This is a genomic window from Roseburia sp. 1XD42-69 (assembly GCF_003612565.1).
GTDB lineage: Bacteria > Bacillota > Clostridia > Lachnospirales > Lachnospiraceae > Roseburia_B.
The window spans coordinates 40,869-58,446 of sequence record NZ_RAZG01000013.1; the positions used below are offsets into that span (position 1 = coordinate 40,869).

Consider the following 17,578-nt stretch of genomic DNA (forward strand, 5'->3'; position numbering starts at 1 on the left):
TTACCAGGATCTCTCAATCTCATATTTTTGTACCATGCGGATACTGTTTAAAAGCTGCTGATACCTAACGTCCACACTGCCCTCGGGAATTACCACATCAAGGGTCACTGCAAAATCGTCTATGAGTCGGTTGGTAATCCTATGGCGGATGGAAACCAGGATATTAGATTTTTCTTCCATAGTATCCGCATCCAAAAATGCCAGCAGGGCAGGGTCGGCTTCCCCCGGCTTTGGCTCTTCCATCTCCTTGGGGACAGAGGATTTTGGGGAGACCTGGACAGAAGCGAAGGCTTCTGCTGCCTCTTTTTCTTCCGGCGCTGAAATTTCCTGGAATCTTTGGGTTTGCGCCGCATCGGGATATTTCTCCCTGTCCGTCTCGCTTAAAAACTGGGATAAGGGCCTGGTATAGCAGGCATAGTCCCCATACAAAGCCTGGTATACCACAATATCCTCCCCTGTATCCGCATCTCTTGCCATACAGATAATCTGATAATCCTTTCCTTTAAAATGCCTGTATATTTCAAAAGGTCTTGGCAATTTTCGATTCATACTAACACCTGCTTCCTTAAATACTTCCATTTATTTTATATTCTATTATATCCATGTTATTTTCTGTCATTCCTATACGGTTTATCATATCCATGCCCTCTGAGAGAAAATCTCTCTTAAAATTAAGATTCCCACTGTATCCCACAATCATTAAATCATATACCTGCTTTAAAATATCTGTATCTTCCTGTGTATGTAAGGCGGGAACCCTGGCCGAGTCATGCCATCTCCTGTCTGCCTCCTTCAGAAGGTCCACATCATTTTCAGCCACATTTTCCTTTGCATTTTCTAATATCTCAGAGCGTGGAGCAGGCGTATATTTCTCTTTTAACCTTTGTTTCAAATCCCGCATCTTTTGCTGCTCCTGGTAATCGGTCTTCGGCCTGGAAAGATTTCCCCTGTTTTGCGGCCTTTGAACTGTCTGTGCCGCAGGCGGCCTTTTGGGTGGAGGCGCCGTATTTTTAGGCTTCACTGTCTTTTTCTTGTCTTTTAACACTTTTCTTAATATCACTAAAATAATAATTAAATAAATAATTGAAACGGCCATTCTGATTTCCCTTTTTCTATTTTTACTAAATACATTTTTATTATAGCCTCTTTGTGTCTCCCGGTCAAACAAATTCCCAAAAAGAGTATATCCATTCTTTTTATCCCAAAAGAATAGACAAGTCCTCCCATATTCACTATAATAGATTCATCAACACTGAATCATTTTATTTGAAAGGTATATTATGCTTACGAAATTAAAAAACCGCATGTCGGGTCCCCAAATGATTGCCCTGGGATTTTTTCTTATTATCATGGCAGGTTCTCTCGCCCTAATGCTGCCTGCCGCATCCCGGACAGGGGAACCCACCCCTTTTATCACCGCAGTATTCACTGCCACCAGCGCCACTTGCGTCACAGGGCTTGTGGTAGTTGACACCTTTTCCCACTGGTCACTCTTTGGTCAGATTGTCCTTTTGTGCCTGATTCAAATCGGGGGCTTAGGATTTATCTCCCTGGGCGTTACCGTATCCTTACTGCTGCGAAAAAAAATCGGCTTGAAACAGCGGGGCCTGATTCAGGAAAGTTTTAATGTCCTGGAAATCAGAGGAGCCGTGCGCCTCACCAAACAAGTTGTTTTCGGCACGTTATTTTTTGAAGGGACAGGAGCCCTGATCCTCTCCGCCTGCTTTATCCCCAAAATGGGATTTTTACAGGGAATTTATTATGGCATCTTCCACTCCGTATCTGCCTTTTGCAACGGCGGCTTTGACTTAATGGGACGCTACGAACCAGGTTCCTCCCTCACCGGCTGCAACGGTCATCCTATCGTTCTGGTTACGATTATGCTTTTAATCTTAATCGGAGGGCTGGGCTTTATCGTCTGGTCTGATTTAATGAAAAACAAATTAAAATTCCGGCGTTATTCCCTTCACACAAAAATTGTCCTCTGTGCCACAATAGTCCTAACTTTTGGCGGTGCCCTGCTTTTTTATTTCATGGAAAAAAACAGGCTTTTTTCTGATATGACCCCTATGGAACAGATTTTAAATTCCCTGTTCTGTTCCGTAACTCCAAGGACGGCGGGATTTAACTCCGTTGACACCGGGGCTATGACAGACGGGAGCAAGCTTTTAACCATAGTTTTGATGTTTATCGGGGGCGCTCCCGGCTCCACGGCAGGTGGAATTAAAGTGACTACCATTGTAGTGCTCTTTGTATACTTAAAATCCACACTTACAAGGACCCAGGGGGCAAATATTTTTGGAAGAAGGCTGGAGGATGCCGCCATCCAGAAAGCTTCCTCTGTATTTTTTATCAATATTTCCCTTGCCGTCACAGCGGGAATTGCAATCTGCTGTGCCCAAAACTTAAACGGTGTCGACGCCCTGTTTGAAACCTTTTCCGCCATCAGCACCGTGGGAATGACTGCGGGCCTTACCAGCAGCTTAAACACTTTTTCCCTGGTAATTGTGGCCCTGCTTATGTACCTGGGAAGGGTGGGCAGCCTGTCCTTTGCCATGTCCTTTACGGATAAGAAAAAAATCACCCACATTATGCAGCCAGTGGAAAAAATTAATATAGGATAATTTTAAAAGGAGCAAATTTATGAAATCTATTTTAATGATTGGCATGGGACGATTTGGTTCCCATCTGTGCAAAAATCTCTCCAAACTGGACAATGAGATTATGATTGTGGACAGCCAGGAAGAAAAACTAGAGGATCTTCTTCCCTTTGTCACCAGCGCAAAAATCGGAGACTGCACCAATGAAAAAGTCTTGGAAAGCCTTGGTGTTTCCAACTTTGACCTGTGTATTGTATCCATCGGAAACAATTTCCAGAGCAGTTTGGAAATTACAAGCCTTCTAAAAGAAATGGGGGCAAAACGTGTTATCAGCAAGGCAAACAGAGAGATACACGCCAAATTCCTGTTAAAAAACGGCGCCGACGAAGTGATTTTCCCAGACCGGGATATTGCGGAAAAACTTGCGGTAAGCCTAAGCGCCGACGGCATATTTGATTATATTAACCTGCAGGACGGCTATTCCATCTATGAAATTCTTCCCCTGCCGGAATGGCTGGGAAAGAGCATTAAAGAAATCAATCTCCGGGCCAAATACCGTTTAAGCATTATCGGCACCAAGCGTGGGGAACACACCCAGATTCTTCCCGGTGCAGACTATATTTTTAACGAAGAAGAACATTTAATGGTCATCGGCCATGAAAACGATATGAAAAAGATTATTAAAAGCCACTGAAAAGACGCAAAAAAACAGAGCCAATACAAGGCTCTGTTTTTTACTGAACTTCTTACGAAATTATCTTCCAAACTGACAGTCGTTGTTACCGGAATCTGTCGTCCACATCTCCAACATGTTGATGGGGTCATTGTAATCTGCAATCCATCCCTCACGGCAGAAGTCAAAGTTTCCTGCTTTTCTCTCCTCTAAGAATACATTCCACTCCTGCTGCTCAATGGTAAGCTCGATACCGATTGCCGCAAAATCCTGCTGGATTGCCTCTGCAATCTTTACGTTACCCTCGGAATCGTTGGTGAGGTAAGTAAGGGCAAGCGGAGTCTCTGCTGAAAGCATTCCTCCCTCGTCAAATACATATCCGCAGGACTCTAACAGGGAAATTGCCTCCTCCACGTTGGGAGCAGACGCATCAAAATATCCTACATTTGCCTCATCTGGGAAGGTGTAATCACCGTCATTTGCACGGAATTCTCCGCCATTGCCGTCCGCCATTCCTGCGGGAACAAATGTATTAGCAACTTCCTGGCCTGTCTGACCAATATTTTCTGCAATATAAGGTCTGTCAATCAAAAGGCTCATAGCTTTACGCATATCGGAAGCCTGCTGTTCTGTCAATCCCTCAAAGAGAGAGCTGTTTACATTAAATGCACAGTAGTATGTTCCAAGCTGGGGAGATACCTGGAATTCAGGGTCATTTGCTGCAATCAGGTTTGCAATCTCATCATTTGGAATGGTATCAATAAACTGCAAATCTCCTGACTGGTATGCCGCATAAATTGCAGTATCATCAGCACTTAACATAAAATGAAGTTCATCTACGGTTACATTCTCTGCGTCATAGAAATTAGGGTTCTTCACATATACCATAGACTCGTCATGCTTCCATTCTTTTAATGTGTAAGCACCGTTGCTGATAAAGCCTGCCTCGGATGCCCATGCTCCCGGATTTGTGCCGTCTGCATCTGCAGCTTCCACTGCTGCCTGGTTTACGGGCATAAATACCGGGAAACTAGCCAGGTCTTCAAAATATGCACAGGGTGCAATTAAAGTACAGGTTAAAGTATTATCGTCTGTAGCGGATACTACAATCTCATCTCCCTCTTTTGCAAACACGTCAAAAAGGTAGCCGTAATCTGCCGCCGTATCCGGATTTGCCGCACGCTTCCAGGAATACTCAAAATCTTTGGCTGTAAGAGGAGAGCCGTCAGACCATTTCAAGTCAGATTTTAAATGGAAAGTATAGGTCAAACCGTCCTCGGAAAGGTCATAACCCTCTGCCAGGGCCGGAACCGGTGTCCCGTCCTCACCATAAGTATAAAGGCCGACAAAGCTGTTTGCCGCAAGGCAGGCCCCGTCCACGGAACTGTTTAACGCCGGGTCAAGCTTTGCAGGCTCGCTTGCCAGACAAAGGCTTAAAGGCCCTTCCACGCCTGACATATACATAAAGTATTTGTAGCCGAAAAGGTTGGTGCGCATACCGTCCATGCCGCTTTTCATCATCCATGGGTCATTGTAGTAGTAAAGTGGTACTACTGCATTGGTAGCCATAAGCATATCCTCTGCCTGATGCATCAGTTTCTCACGCTCTACCGTATCTGTGCTTGCCTTAATGTTTGCAATCAGCTCATCATAAGGTTTCCAGTTCGGTGCAGAACTTCCGGAAGCATCCCCTGCGTCTTCGTCTCCTGCATCTGCAGCCTCTGTTCCATCTGCTGCCACGCTGCTGTCTGCTGCATTGTCACCAGAATCTGCCTGTGAGTCGCCGTTGCCGGAACCGCCGCAGCCTGCAAGCAAACCTGCCGACATACAGCCAACCAACATCATTGCTGTCAATTTTTTCATATGATTACCTCCTTTTTGCGGCCGTAAATGATACAGCCGTCCTATGCGCCCTTTGGCGCAATGATTTATAGATATTTATAAAAACAGAATCCACGATTCTGATTTTACCTTATTTATTCCAACATGCCACCATATGGCCGTCCCCTCTGTCCGTAAGGGAGGGACACTCTGCGGCACACTTTTCCGTGGCATAGGGACAGCGGGTGCGGAATGCACATCCGCTGGGAAGGTTCATGGGGCTTGGCACATCCCCGCTTAAAATAATACGCTGCCGCTCCTTTGCAGTTTTCGGGTCAGGAATAGGCACTGCGCTAAGAAGAGATACGGTGTAGGGATGTTTGGGGGAATGGTACACCTCGTCTGCATCCCCGATTTCCACAATCCTCCCCAGATACATCACCGCAATCCTGTCGGAAATATGCTTTACAATCAAAAGGTCATGGGCGATAAAAAGATATGCCATTCCCAGTTTTTTCTGCAAATCCTCAAACATATTAATTACCTGGGCCTGAATGGACACATCCAATGCGCTGACAGGTTCGTCGCAGACAATAAACTTGGGATTTACGGCCAAAGCCCTTGCAATGCCGATACGCTGTCTCTGGCCCCCGGAAAACTCATGGGCATAACGGGTGGCATGTTCCGCATTTAACCCCACCGTCTCCATAAGGCCAAGGATTTTTTCACGCCTCTCCCCTTTGGAACTGTAGAGTTTGTGCACATCCAAGGGTTCCCCGATAATATCCTCCACAATCATACGGGGATTTAAGGAAGAATAGGGGTCCTGGAATACCATCTGCATTTTCTTCCGGTATTCGTTAATATTATTTTCCGTTACCTCTTCCCCTTCAAACAGAATCTGCCCCCCGGTAGGTTTATAGAGATGAAGCAATGTACGTCCCACCGTTGTCTTTCCGCAGCCGGATTCCCCCACAAGGCCCAGGGTCTCCCCCGGTTTTATCTGAAAAGAGACACCGTCTACGGCCTTTAACATGGTTTTTTCAAAAAAGCCGGTGCGAACCGGAAAATGTTCTTTCAAATCTTTTACTTCAACTAGATATCCGTTATCATTACTCATTGCCCGCACCCCCTTCGTTCTCTTCGTACTGTTTTTTCACATTCATCCAGCAGGATGCATAATGTCCGTCAGGCATCTGCATCTCCGGCGGCTTTTCCTCCAGGCAGATTTTCATAGCCGCATCACAGCGGCTGCAGAATGCACAGCCCTTCGGCATATTTAAAAGGTTGATGGGCGTTCCCGCAATGGGAACGAGACGGTCGTTGGTATCTTCCTGGGGAATGGAGCGCAGAAGCCCTTTGGTATACTCATGCCCCGGACGGTAAAAAATATCCTCCGCCGTTCCCCTCTCGCAGACCCTTCCGCCATACATAACGATAATTTCGTCGCACATATCCGCAATAACCCCAAGGTCGTGGGTCACCATGATAATGGCCATTCCCAGTTTTTTCTGAAGTTCTTTCATAAGTTCCAGAATCTGGGCCTGGATAGTTACGTCCAAAGCCGTGGTTGGCTCGTCTGCAATGAGGATATCCGGCTCACAGGCAAGAGCCATGGCAATCATCACACGCTGGCGCATACCTCCGGAAAGCTCAAAGGGATACTGCTTTAAACGCCTGGCGGGCTCGTTTACCCCTACAAGCTCCAGCATTTCTTTGGCCCTCTCCCTGGCCTGCTCCTTGTTCCTGTCTGTGTGGAGCATAATCCCTTCCATAAGCTGGTTGCCCACAGTGTATACGGGATTTAAGCTGGTCATGGGGTCCTGGAAGATAATACTGCACTTCTTACCTCTGAAATCTTTTAACTGTCTTTTGTCATAGTTTAATATATTTTCTCCCCGGTATAAAATCTCGCCGCTTACCACTTTTCCCGTGTCAGCTAAAATCTGCATAATGGAGTAGGCCGTCACGCTTTTTCCCGATCCCGACTCTCCCACAATTCCTAAAATTTTTCCCGGAGACAAGTTAAAAGAAACTCCGTTTACCGCCTTTACTTCACCGGAATCCGTGAAAAAAGACGTACACAAATCTTTGACTTCTAATATATTCTCACTCATGGCCTGCCTCCTAATCTTTCAGTTTCGGGTCAAAGGCATCCCGAAGGCCGTCCCCCAAAAGGTTGAAAGCCAAAACGATAAGACAAATCATAACCGCCGGGAACACCAGCTTATAAGGATAACTCTGCAGGCCGTCCCTGGCGGAGTTGGCAAGACTTCCCAGTGAAGGCATGGGCGCCTGCACCCCCAGGCCCACAAAGCTTAAGAAACTTTCCGTAAAAATCGCGGAAGGTATCTGCAATGCAGTGGAGATAATAATCACACTGATACAGTTGGGCAGGATATGCCTTTTTATAATCCTTCCGGATTTTGCACCGATAGACTGGGCGGCTAAGACATACTCATTTTCTTTGATGGATAAAATCTGCCCCCGCACCAGCCTTGCCATACCAACCCAGTACAAAAGGCCAAACACAATAAACAGGGAAACCATATTGCTCCCCAGCTTTGCCATCAGGCTTCCCGGCTGGAACGTAATCACCTGGCTTAAAACCACGGAGAGAAGGATTACCATCAGAAGATCCGGCAGGGAATAAATAATATCCACAACCCGCATCATGAACATATCTACCCGGCCTCCGGCGTAACCTGAAATACTGCCGTATAGCACCCCGATAATCAGCACCAGCACACTGGCAAACAATCCTACAAAGAGAGACACCCTTGTACCGTAAATGACACGCATAAAATAGTCCCGGCACATTTCATCCGTCCCTAAAATGTGGGGGAATACTTCCCCTCCTTCGTCTATATACTTCTGCTCTAACTTAGAGTAGGTAAAGGGAGCAAGGTTTTTTGCGGATTTGTCCCTGACGCCGTCCACGGTAATAATGCCGGAATAAGTATAGGGCACTACCCTGGGAGCAATGATAATAAGGAGCAGTATAAGCACCAGCACAACAATGCTTCCCATGGCCAGAGGATTTTTCCTAAGCCTCCTCATTCCGTCCTTTAAAAAGGTTGTGGACTCACTCATAACATCCTGCTGCCTTTTTTCCTCTTCCGTTGCAAGTTCAAACTTTGCCAGGTCAATCTGCGCACTGAAAGGACTGCGCTTTGGCATTTTATTCTCTTCTACTGACATACGCCTTCCTCCTACTCAAATGTAATTCTTGGGTCTACCACTTTATAAATAATATCCGTAAGCAGATTGAACACAATCATCAAAACAGCCAGAAACATGGTAGTGGCCATAATGATGGGGTAATCCCTGTTTGTGATGCCGGATACAAATTTTGACCCAAGGCCGCCGATAGTAAAAATATTTTCCACAACCAGGCTTCCTGTGATAATAAATGCAATCATTGGCCCCACATACGTGAGCACCGGAATCAGTGCATTCCTTAAAGCATGTTTAAAAATCACCTTCTTAGGGGATACGCCTTTTGCCTTTGCCGTGCGGACGTAATCCTGCCCTAAGGCATCTAACATACTTGTCTTTGTCAGACGTGTGATATATGCCATGGGATATACGGAAAGGGAAATAACCGGAAGGACATAATTATTGCTCTCCGCAGACCACACCGGAATCCAGCCAAGCTTAATACAAAATACCAAAAGCAGCAGTGTGGCAAGCACAAAGCTGGGCGTCGCCGTGGCTAAAGTAGAAAAAAATATAATTACACGGTCCGGCCACTTGTTTCTCATTAAAGCTGCAATGCTTCCCAGCACAATCCCGCAGATAATAGCCACAACGGCTGCCATGCCGCCTAATTTTGCGGAAATCTTAAAAGATGTCCAGAGGATATCTGCAATGTCCCTTCCTGTCTTTAAAGATACTCCAAAGTCTCCCCGAAATACGTTCCTCATATACAGCACAAATTGGGTTCCCACGGGTTTATCCAAGTTATACCGCTTCTCAAGCACTTTCTGAACCTCCGGGCTCGGCGCTTTCTCTGCATTAAATGGCCCTCCCGGGATGGCATTCATTGCAAAGAACGTAATCGCACAGACAATAAATATGGTGACCACTGCCAGAATCAATCTCTTTACTACATATCTTGCCATATTCTCAACTCCTTTGTTCTTTCTTTTCTCCGCTGCAATCGCCGCGGCTTTTATTTTTGTTTGTAAACAAAAATAAAAGTGCAATGGGGTTTAGTGCCACATTGCACTCCGATTCTTCGCTTTACCTCACTAAACTGTTGCGAAACCTAATAATTTTATACACCAAAAGTACCTGTTTTGTCAACTTTTGTATTGATTCATTTTCATGGATATTTATTCATATTCTGTATACTTTTCCTATATTTTTATACTTCTTATTGATTTTTTATTTATAATATTATATAAATATAGTGGGAAAGGAGAATTTTTTTATGATATTACAACAAGATTTACTGTCTTTACAATTTTATAAAAAAGAGAAATTTACCGGGAGCTGCCGGGGAATGCGGTATCTCATCCGAAAATCTACGGAAAATGACAGCGACATTTTTGAAGTATTTACTTGGCCGGGACCTTATAACTTTGCATCCACAGATGAGGGCAAAAAGGCAAGAAAAACCTTTCCCTTCCAACAGGAATCCCTGGCAGATATTGCCGGATACTTAAATGAAATTTATGAATCCGGCAAAGATGCCTGGCCCACAGGTATTTTTTAAAATTATGACTGCTGTTTATCTTCTTCTAAAAGCTTCTCAAAATCATTGCGGCAGACTGGACGGGAGTAGTAATACCCCTGAAGCAGGGTTACATCCATCTCCCCTACAATATCCGCAACTTTGCCGTTTTCCACGCCCTCCACAATAGAATCATAGCCAAGGCGCCTGCACATCCTCAAAAGATTGTCGATAATTACATAATCGATATCATGCCCCGGCTCCGAAAGTTCCCTGACAAAAGAGTGCTCCACTTTAATATAATCCACATGAAGGCATTTTAACATCTCAAGGGAAGCGTAGGCTGTGCCGAAATCGTCTAAGGCCACTTTAAATCCCCTGCCCCTTAACCTGTCAAACATAGAGGCCAGTTCCTGGGGCTTATCCACCTGACAGCTTTCCGTCAGTTCAATAATCATGTAGGAAGGGTTCACTCCGTACTTTTCCACATAGGAAATCAGCCTGTTCTCAAAATCTTCATCCATAAACTGCTGGTAGGAAACGTTAAAGCTTACCTGCAGTTCCCCGTAAGTATCCCGCCAGGCCACCTGCTGCTTAATGGCCTGTTCCATAACCCAAAATCCCACTTCCCTGATTCCGCCGTAATCCTCCAAAACCTTGATAAACTCCATGGGATAAGAATCTTTTATCTTCTCCCCCTTCCAGCGGAGCAGGCATTCACATCCCGCAATAAGATTTGTCCCCGGATTTACAAAGGGCTGGAAGAAAAGTTCAAACCCACGGAAATCTTTTTTTATGCTCTGGTTTAAGTCCTCCCTTAAGGCTAAACCCCTTTCATGTTTTCTGGCAATTTCAACAGAGAAAAATACCAAATCTCCCCTGCGGTTTGTCTTGGCATATTCCAAAGAGTGTTCCAGCTTTGTGATAAGCCCCTCCCTGGAATCTGCATTCTTTGGAAACAGCAGTGCCCCGGCAGATGCAGAAATACTTAGATTCCCCTGCCCTGGGAGAATTTGCAGTGATGGAGTTCATAGGTGGTTAAAAGCCCTGTAAGGGAATCATACTTATTCTGTCCGTCCAGCCTTGTCATAAGCCCTGCAAATATAATGGGATTTCCCGCATCATCCCAGATAACGCTTCCCTTGCACTCTACCCACACATACTCTCCCATACGGTTTCTTGCCCTGTACTGGCACTCGTGCCGGGGCTTTGTCCCTGAGAACACTCCTGAGATATCCTCGTTATATAACGCCCTGTCGTCCGGGTGGATATGCTGTTCCCAGATAGTGGCGGCATCCTCCAGATATTCCCCTGACAAACCGAAATATTCCACGGAAGCCTTAGACCACCGGGAAATATTTGTCTTCATATCGCACACATAAATGAAGACATTATCCGATGCCGAAGCGAAAGCTTCAAACAGTTCGTTGTTGAAAATATCGCTCATTTCATCACCATACCTTTTTGCCTGTACTTACTATTGCCTATATGGATAATTGTAATACATAATCATGGGGATTTCTATAGGATTTTCGTGAGGGAATTACTGAAAAAGATCTTCATAACTTTGTTCCAATTCATCAAATTCCTCTTCTGCGCTGCTATATTCACCTGAAACATACTGTTTCTCTGCTGCCTCAATATCTCTCATAAAGTCTTCTGGTGACATAGATTTTAAAAATCTGCCAACATCTTCATCGGACATTTCGAGTTCATGATATTGGGAAAATTTATTTGAGGTTGTGTTATGAAGAATACTCATTGCTAAAAAGCCGGAGTTAAGAACTTTTTTGATGCGGATGAGGGGACTTGAACCCCTACGCCTTGCGGCACAAGAACCTAAATCTTGCATGTCTGCCAATTCCATCACATCCGCTTAAGCTCTTACCATATTATATTTTTTTTCCTGATCTGTCAAGCAAAAAAGACGATTTTATGTTACCGGAAAGAATCAAACCCAAACTGATTTTCCCTCTTTACATCCCCCGCCAAATATGATATGATGTGGCTTACAAAGGCGAAGAAAAGGAATAGTATCTGTCTTATCTGACATCAGAGAGCTGCCGGGTGCTGCGAGACAGCGGAGGATACACAGAGAACTCACCTTGGAGCCGCTGCTTGAAATCATAAAGGCCATTTTAAAAACGGCTTACTTTCGAGAGTAGATGCAGACGGAAATCCCACCGTTATCAGGGGAAAGGTATAAGGAATCTGTTCCCGTACCGGATGAGTGCATGATTTAACATGAATTAGAGTGGTACCGCGTAAAATGTCTTACGTCTCTAAAATTGAGGCGCAGGGCTTTTTTTTGTGACAGGACAGCTTCATATGAATATGCCGGGCCCAAACACCCCCGGCAAAGGTAAACAGAAAGTGAGGATATGATATGAAAGGATTTGAGAAGTACAAAAAAATGTATTTTATGCCCCCGGAAAACTCTTTCGACTGGGTAAAAAAAGATGCGGTGGATAAAGCCCCTATCTGGTGTTCCGTAGACCTTCGGGACGGCAATCAGGCTTTGATTGAACCCATGAACTTAGAGGAAAAAGTCACCTTCTACCAGATGCTTGTGGACATGGGGTTTAAACATATTGAGGTGGGATTCCCCGCCGCTTCGGAGACGGAGTACCAGTTCCTGCGCACTATTATTGAAAGGGGCATGATACCTGAGGATGTCACCGTACAGGTTTTAACCCAGGCAAGGGAGCACATTATCAAAAAAACCTTCGAGGCCATTGACGGCGCCCCCAACGTAATCGTACATGTTTACAATTCCACCTCCGTGGCCCAAAGGGAACAGGTATTTAAAAAATCCAAAGAGGAAATCAAACAAATCGCCGTGGACGGGGCAAAGCTGGTGTACGACCTGGCAAAAAATGAAAAGGGAAATATTTCTTTTGAGTATTCCCCGGAGAGCTTTACCGGCACGGAGCCGGAATACGCCTTAGAAGTCTGCAATGCGGTTTTGGACGTATGGCAGCCCACCCCGGAGAGAAAGGCCATTATCAACCTGCCCTCCACGGTGCAGCACTCCATGCCCCATGTGTTTGCCAGCCAGATAGAATATTTCCACAAACACTTAAAATACAGAGAAAGCGTGATTATCTCCCTGCACCCCCACAATGACAGGGGAAGCGGCATCTGCGATGCGGAGCTGGGCCTTTTGGCAGGTGCAGACCGCATTGAGGGAACCTTGTTTGGCAACGGGGAGCGCACAGGAAATGTGGATATTGTCACATTGGGCATGAATCTGTACTCCCACGGGGTAGACCCCAAACTTAACTTCCACGATATGAAACACCTGCGGGAGACTTATGAAAGGCTTACCAACATGGAAGTATCCATGCGCCAGCCCTATGCAGGTGATTTGGTGTTTACCGCATTTTCCGGCTCACACCAGGATGCAATTTCCAAAGGAATGGCATGCCATGAGTCCGGGGAAGACCCGTACTGGACGGTGCCCTACCTTCCCATTGACCCCAAGGATGTGGGACGCACCTACGATTCCGATGTGATCCGCATCAACAGCCAGTCCGGGAAAGGCGGTGTAAGCTATGTGTTAAAACAGGCTTACGGCATCAACCTTCCCGACCGGATGAAAGAAGAATTCGGGTATATTGTAAAAAACGTTTCCGACAAAGAGCACAGCGAGCTGACCCCGGAGCGGATTTACGACATTTTCAAGGCAACTTACCGGGATGTAGATTTTGCCTTCCATATACCGGAATATCACTTTAAACAGAACAACGGCATTGAAGCGGAAGTTACCATCTCCTACAAAGACGACACTTCCACCGTAACCAGCAACGGAAACGGGCGGTTAGACTCCATAAGCAAAGCCATCAAAAAATATTTCGGCTTCAGCTACGAGCTCACGGAGTACACAGAGCACTCCCTGTCCAAAGGCTCCTCCTCAAGGGCCCTGGCCTATGTGGGCATCACTGTCCACGAAAAGCTTCACTGGGGCATCGGCATGGACGAAGACATTATCAAAGCCTCTGTCAACGCTTTAATTGCAGCAATAAACAGAACGGATTTACTTCAGTAAAAATCACACTGAGACAAAAAAGGTTTGTACAAACTTCTGTACAAACCTTTTTTGGAATTGGTTTATCTCACCAAATCACTTCTCACATATCCTTTATAACTTTTCTTGTTAAGACTTACTTTCACACGATACCACTTTGCCCCTGCTTTGTCCTTGGAAGTACACAGCACTGTCATTTTTGTTCCCTTGGGTACCGTAATTAACCTGTCATAACTGGTTCCCGCATATTTCCGGACATTTACATTAAATTTTGCCCGTACTTTTATGCTTCGGGTCTGAAGGGAATTCACCCTTAAAATTTTGGAATACTTTCCGTATACCCTTCCCTTGGAAGTATTTTTAAAAGCCCTCACTTTATAAAAATATTCCGTTCCCATAGAAACATTTTTGTTGTTTAAAAAAGCATAACCTCCGGGCCCTATATTCCTGAGCCTTACATACTTTCCGTTCCGGGCTTCACTGCGGTAAATCTGATACCCTGATGCCCCCTGTACCTGCTCCCAGCGGATATTAATGCTGTTGGCCTTGCATATGCCTGCTCTTAATCCTTGTACCTGGCCTACCCCTGTCTGCGTCTGTCCCTGAATCACATTAGCCGAAACAGGTGTGGGCAAAATCAAGGTACACACCATAAGGCACAAAGCAATTACCTGGCAAATCATTTTCTTGCTGCATTTCTCTCTTCTCATGTTTTCTTTCTCCTGCCTTTCTTTAAAATTGGTAATTTCTTACAGAACAAGTGTACGCCTTTCTCCGGATGTTGTCAATATACCGGAAAAGATATTAAGGAATCCTTCATAATTTCTTTCTAAAATATTTTGTTTTCCCTATTTTCCCGCCGGATTCTTTACAATGTTGTAGTACACCCGGGAGGTGATTCCATAAACGAAAGAGTATACCACCCCAAAAACAAAATAGCAAACCCACATAACTTTTAAAACCAGCCCTTTATCATCTATCACCGCCATCCTAAGCATCCGGTAGGGAATATTATAAGTAAAAGCCATGTGAATGCCTGCCACAAAAAAAGGCAGTAAAAACACGGTAAACACCTGGGAACGGATACTGTTTTTTATCTCCTCCGCCGTCATGCCGATTTTTCCCATAATTTCAAAACGCCTCACATCCTCATACCCCTCCGACATCTGTTTGTAATACATAATAAGCGCCGTCACAAAGACAAAGAGAATATTCAAAATAACCGCAAGGAACAAAAGGCCCCCCGCCAGGGCATAAAACCGCTCCCCCTTGGCCACTTTCCAGTAACAGATATCCTCCAAGTCATATGGGCTTTCCAAAGCTTTGCATACCTGGTCCATGCTTTTTTGTACTGCCTCATATACAGCCTGCTGTGCGGCCTCATTTTTCTCCATGGAAATCCCGCACTCCCACTGGTAATTCAGATAATTTTCCCTGGAAAAGCGCTCAATGTCCTTCCCCATAAAACTGTTTAAATCAGGCACCACAAGAAACATTTCTTCACATCCATGGGCATCCATAGAATCCCCCACAATCCTTGCCTCCGCCATGCCCGGAATCTTTCTCTCCACACTTTTTACCTTAACTTCTTTCCCGTTTTTTAACCGCACCCCGCCGTAGGAATACCTTACCTCCCGGGACGCCGCAAAAACCTCCTCCTCCTTTAGGGTAAGGTTTGCCTTGCAGATTTTATTGTAGGTGTCTAAATCAATCACCCGCACATTTACAATCTTATCCTCCCCCCTCTCCCATTCGCTGTAACCTCCCGGCGTAAACCATGTGTCACGCATGTCTATGCCAAAATCCAGACAGCCTTTTCGGATAACGGCCAGCATATTGGCGGAATAATACTGCACTGCATCCAAACCGGAAACATTCTTTTCCGCCAGGACTTTTTCTATTCCAAGCCAATATTCTTTTGTGCAGGCCTTGTCTGCAATTTCCTCTTCAATCCTTTCCCCGGGAATTTCCAGCCTGATTCCCATATCATTGGGATAATGGCTGTCTACCACGTCCACGGAACCCTTATAGAAGGACACGGAAAATGTCAGGGACACAAGGATAAAGGTCACCAGCACGCAGATTGCCGCCAGACTTGCCCCGTTGCGCCTCATGCGGAAAGACATGGTGGATACGGTGACAAAATGGGAGGTCTTATAGTAATACTTTTTGTTGTTCTGCAGGACTTTGCAGAGGTACACGGAAGCACACATAAACAGTAAAAATGAACCGATGGTAATGCTCCCTCCCGCCAAAAATAATTTCAGGAAGGATATGGGGGCTTTTATCCCAGCCGCAAAGGCATAACCAATCATAAGGAACACCAGGCTTAAAACTGTGGGAAGAAACCGTCTTTTTGGCGGGCGCTCCCCGGCGGATTCACTGTGCAGAAGCTCTATGGGATTATTTTTCCTTATCTGGTACATCATGGAAATAAGTATCAAAATAAAAACTACCGCAAACATACCCAGGGAATAAAGAACGGACTTCCACTCCACATAAATGCGGTAATTTACCTCTTTATCCATAATATTTACAAGGCCAAGCTCCGCAATTTTTGAAAAGATAATTCCTGCAAAAATCCCTCCGAATACTGCAATGCCGTAGGTTATCACAGCCTCCCAAAACAGGACGAAAAAAATGTTCTTTTTATTCATCCCAAGGATATTATAAAGCCCCAGCTCCCTTTTTCTCTTTTTAATCAGAGAAGCATTTGCATAAAAGAGAAAGGGGACGGAAAACAGCCCCACCGCCCATGCACCGTAGTGAAACAAGAGAGGCAGGACTTCTTTCCCCGGCAGGCTTTTTACCACCTGAGATTCCCCCAGGAAACTGAAAATATAAAACACCATTGCCATAGCGGCGCCTGCCAGTAAATAGGGATAGTAAAGCTGCTTATTCTTTTTCATCCCCGTCCATGCAAGCTTTGGGTAAAAACCTTTTTTCATCTCTTCTCACCTCCCGTCATAAGCACCGTAAGGGTATCTGATATTTTCTCATACAGCTTTTCATCACTGTCCTCCCCCCGGTAAATCTGATGAAACACTTCCCCGTCCTTGATAAACAGCACCCGGTTTGCCCGGCTTGCCGCCGCCGTGGAATGTGTCACCATAAGTATGGTCTGCCCCGACTCATTCACAGCGGCAAAAAGCCGCAAAAGCTCATCGGAGGAACGGGAGTCAAGGGCTCCCGTAGGCTCATCCGCCAGTATCAGGTGGGGGTTTGTAATAAGAGCCCTTGCCACGGCGGCCCTCTGCTTTTGTCCCCCGGAAACCTCATAGGGATATTTCTGCAAAAGGTCTTTTATCCCAAGCATGGCTGCAATAGGCAGAATCCTCCGGTACATTTCTTTGTGGGCCATACCTGCTAACACCAGGGGAAGATAAATATTATCCTCCAGGGTAAAAGTGTCAAGCAGATTAAAATCCTGGAACACAAAACCCAGATTATCCCTGCGGAATCCTGCAATGTGATTTTCGGAAATCGCAGCAAGATTTTTCCCGTTTAACAGTACCGTTCCCCCTGTGGGTTTATCCAGCGCCGCAAGAATATTTAACAGCGTCGTTTTCCCTGACCCGGACTCTCCCATAATAGCCACGTACTCCCCTTTTTCCACGGAAAAATTCACATCCCGAAGAGCCGTTACCTGATTTGCCCCAAACCGGGTGGTATAAACTTTTTTCAAGGATTTTACTTCCAAAATACTCATAATAGATGCCTCCTGTTTCTTTTTTGTGACATCATTATAATAAAAAGAGAGAAATGCATTCCATGGAATC

17 protein-coding genes, 1 tRNA gene and 1 other annotated feature are annotated in these 17,578 nt (G+C 45.3%); of the genes, 4 read left to right on the top strand and 14 right to left on the bottom strand.

Annotated features, from left to right (window positions below; all coding sequences use genetic code 11):
* Positions 1-549, bottom strand: coding sequence for a DUF1653 domain-containing protein (locus tag D7Y06_RS08705; RefSeq protein WP_120407421.1), 549 nt, complete (start codon positions 547-549; stop codon positions 1-3).
* Between the two features lie 16 nt (positions 550-565).
* The gene (locus D7Y06_RS08710; RefSeq protein WP_120407422.1) at positions 566-1,096 is read right to left on the bottom strand and encodes a hypothetical protein; all 531 of its coding nucleotides are present in this window, start codon (positions 1,094-1,096) and stop codon (positions 566-568) included.
* A 184-nt stretch (positions 1,097-1,280) separates the two neighbouring features.
* On the opposite strand from D7Y06_RS08710, the gene D7Y06_RS08715 reads away from it, so the two are divergent.
* The gene (locus D7Y06_RS08715) at positions 1,281-2,624 is read left to right on the top strand and encodes a TrkH family potassium uptake protein (protein WP_120407423.1); all 1,344 of its coding nucleotides are present in this window, start codon (positions 1,281-1,283) and stop codon (positions 2,622-2,624) included.
* A 19-nt stretch (positions 2,625-2,643) separates the two neighbouring features.
* The gene (locus D7Y06_RS08720; RefSeq protein ID WP_120407424.1) at positions 2,644-3,294 is read left to right on the top strand and encodes a potassium channel family protein; all 651 of its coding nucleotides are present in this window, start codon (positions 2,644-2,646) and stop codon (positions 3,292-3,294) included.
* Positions 3,295-3,354: 60 nt separating this feature from the next.
* On the opposite strand, the gene D7Y06_RS08725 is transcribed toward D7Y06_RS08720, so the two are convergent.
* The 5 genes from D7Y06_RS08725 to D7Y06_RS08745 form a co-directional block, all read right to left on the bottom strand.
* Complete coding sequence (locus tag D7Y06_RS08725) at positions 3,355-5,136, bottom strand: peptide ABC transporter substrate-binding protein (protein ID WP_120407425.1); 1,782 nt, start codon at positions 5,134-5,136, stop codon at positions 3,355-3,357.
* Positions 5,137-5,245: 109 nt separating this feature from the next.
* The gene (locus D7Y06_RS08730; protein WP_120407426.1) at positions 5,246-6,214 is read right to left on the bottom strand and encodes an ABC transporter ATP-binding protein; all 969 of its coding nucleotides are present in this window, start codon (positions 6,212-6,214) and stop codon (positions 5,246-5,248) included.
* Entirely contained in the window at positions 6,207-7,211 is a 1,005-nt protein-coding gene (locus D7Y06_RS08735) for an ABC transporter ATP-binding protein (RefSeq protein WP_120407427.1), read from the bottom strand. The genes D7Y06_RS08730 and D7Y06_RS08735 overlap by 8 nt, the downstream gene beginning before the upstream one ends.
* A 10-nt stretch (positions 7,212-7,221) precedes the next feature.
* Positions 7,222-8,295, bottom strand: a complete 1,074-nt coding sequence (locus tag D7Y06_RS08740) for an ABC transporter permease (protein ID WP_120407428.1) — start codon at positions 8,293-8,295, stop codon at positions 7,222-7,224.
* An 11-nt stretch (positions 8,296-8,306) separates the two neighbouring features.
* Entirely contained in the window at positions 8,307-9,218 is a 912-nt protein-coding gene (locus D7Y06_RS08745) for an ABC transporter permease (protein ID WP_120407471.1), read from the bottom strand.
* A gap of 311 nt (positions 9,219-9,529) precedes the next feature.
* On the opposite strand from D7Y06_RS08745, the gene D7Y06_RS08750 reads away from it, so the two are divergent.
* Positions 9,530-9,814, top strand: coding sequence for a GNAT family acetyltransferase (locus tag D7Y06_RS08750; RefSeq protein ID WP_120407429.1), 285 nt, complete (start codon positions 9,530-9,532; stop codon positions 9,812-9,814).
* A gap of 2 nt (positions 9,815-9,816) precedes the next feature.
* Here the strand turns inward: D7Y06_RS08750 and D7Y06_RS08755 are convergent, their stop codons facing one another.
* From D7Y06_RS08755 to D7Y06_RS08765, 4 genes are all read right to left on the bottom strand, one after another.
* Positions 9,817-10,677, bottom strand: a complete 861-nt coding sequence (locus tag D7Y06_RS08755) for an EAL domain-containing protein (RefSeq protein WP_158591324.1) — start codon at positions 10,675-10,677, stop codon at positions 9,817-9,819.
* A gap of 83 nt (positions 10,678-10,760) precedes the next feature.
* Positions 10,761-11,219 carry a PAS domain-containing protein gene (locus D7Y06_RS08760; protein WP_120407431.1) on the bottom strand — a complete coding sequence of 153 codons (459 nt, stop codon included), beginning with the start codon at positions 11,217-11,219 and terminating at the stop codon, positions 10,761-10,763.
* 96 nt (positions 11,220-11,315) lie between these two features.
* Positions 11,316-11,477 carry a hypothetical protein gene (locus D7Y06_RS25910; protein WP_158591325.1) on the bottom strand — a complete coding sequence of 54 codons (162 nt, stop codon included), beginning with the start codon at positions 11,475-11,477 and terminating at the stop codon, positions 11,316-11,318.
* An 89-nt stretch (positions 11,478-11,566) separates the two neighbouring features.
* Positions 11,567-11,648, bottom strand: a tRNA-Leu gene (locus tag D7Y06_RS08765).
* A gap of 135 nt (positions 11,649-11,783) precedes the next feature.
* Positions 11,784-12,059 (top strand) — a binding site (T-box leader).
* A gap of 99 nt (positions 12,060-12,158) precedes the next feature.
* Here D7Y06_RS08765 and D7Y06_RS08770 point away from each other — a divergent pair.
* Complete coding sequence (locus D7Y06_RS08770; protein WP_120407432.1) at positions 12,159-13,820, top strand: 2-isopropylmalate synthase; 1,662 nt, start codon at positions 12,159-12,161, stop codon at positions 13,818-13,820.
* Positions 13,821-13,882: 62 nt separating this feature from the next.
* On the opposite strand, the gene D7Y06_RS08775 is transcribed toward D7Y06_RS08770, so the two are convergent.
* The 3 genes from D7Y06_RS08775 to D7Y06_RS08785 form a co-directional block, all read right to left on the bottom strand.
* Positions 13,883-14,509 (bottom strand): SH3 domain-containing protein, encoded by a 627-nt coding sequence (locus tag D7Y06_RS08775; protein WP_120407433.1) that lies wholly within the window; start codon positions 14,507-14,509, stop codon positions 13,883-13,885.
* A gap of 138 nt (positions 14,510-14,647) precedes the next feature.
* The gene (locus tag D7Y06_RS08780; RefSeq protein ID WP_120407434.1) at positions 14,648-16,747 is read right to left on the bottom strand and encodes an FtsX-like permease family protein; all 2,100 of its coding nucleotides are present in this window, start codon (positions 16,745-16,747) and stop codon (positions 14,648-14,650) included.
* Positions 16,744-17,508, bottom strand: a complete 765-nt coding sequence (locus D7Y06_RS08785) for an ABC transporter ATP-binding protein (RefSeq protein ID WP_120407435.1) — start codon at positions 17,506-17,508, stop codon at positions 16,744-16,746. The genes D7Y06_RS08780 and D7Y06_RS08785 overlap by 4 nt, the downstream gene beginning before the upstream one ends.
* Between the last annotated feature and the right edge of the window lie 70 nt (positions 17,509-17,578).

Coding starts and splice junctions, on each gene's coding strand:
- D7Y06_RS08705 (WP_120407421.1), bottom strand. CDS start 549: ATGAATCGAAAATTGCCAAGACCTTTTGAAATATACAGGCATTTTAAA.
- D7Y06_RS08710 (WP_120407422.1), bottom strand. CDS start 1,096: ATGGCCGTTTCAATTATTTATTTAATTATTATTTTAGTGATATTAAGA.
- D7Y06_RS08715 (WP_120407423.1), top strand. CDS start 1,281: ATGCTTACGAAATTAAAAAACCGCATGTCGGGTCCCCAAATGATTGCC.
- D7Y06_RS08720 (WP_120407424.1), top strand. CDS start 2,644: ATGAAATCTATTTTAATGATTGGCATGGGACGATTTGGTTCCCATCTG.
- D7Y06_RS08725 (WP_120407425.1), bottom strand. CDS start 5,136: ATGAAAAAATTGACAGCAATGATGTTGGTTGGCTGTATGTCGGCAGGT.
- D7Y06_RS08730 (WP_120407426.1), bottom strand. CDS start 6,214: ATGAGTAATGATAACGGATATCTAGTTGAAGTAAAAGATTTGAAAGAA.
- D7Y06_RS08735 (WP_120407427.1), bottom strand. CDS start 7,211: ATGAGTGAGAATATATTAGAAGTCAAAGATTTGTGTACGTCTTTTTTC.
- D7Y06_RS08740 (WP_120407428.1), bottom strand. CDS start 8,295: ATGTCAGTAGAAGAGAATAAAATGCCAAAGCGCAGTCCTTTCAGTGCG.
- D7Y06_RS08745 (WP_120407471.1), bottom strand. CDS start 9,218: ATGGCAAGATATGTAGTAAAGAGATTGATTCTGGCAGTGGTCACCATA.
- D7Y06_RS08750 (WP_120407429.1), top strand. CDS start 9,530: ATGATATTACAACAAGATTTACTGTCTTTACAATTTTATAAAAAAGAG.
- D7Y06_RS08760 (WP_120407431.1), bottom strand. CDS start 11,219: ATGAGCGATATTTTCAACAACGAACTGTTTGAAGCTTTCGCTTCGGCA.
- D7Y06_RS25910 (WP_158591325.1), bottom strand. CDS start 11,477: ATGTCCGATGAAGATGTTGGCAGATTTTTAAAATCTATGTCACCAGAA.
- D7Y06_RS08770 (WP_120407432.1), top strand. CDS start 12,159: ATGAAAGGATTTGAGAAGTACAAAAAAATGTATTTTATGCCCCCGGAA.
- D7Y06_RS08775 (WP_120407433.1), bottom strand. CDS start 14,509: ATGAGAAGAGAGAAATGCAGCAAGAAAATGATTTGCCAGGTAATTGCT.
- D7Y06_RS08780 (WP_120407434.1), bottom strand. CDS start 16,747: ATGAAAAAAGGTTTTTACCCAAAGCTTGCATGGACGGGGATGAAAAAG.
- D7Y06_RS08785 (WP_120407435.1), bottom strand. CDS start 17,508: ATGAGTATTTTGGAAGTAAAATCCTTGAAAAAAGTTTATACCACCCGG.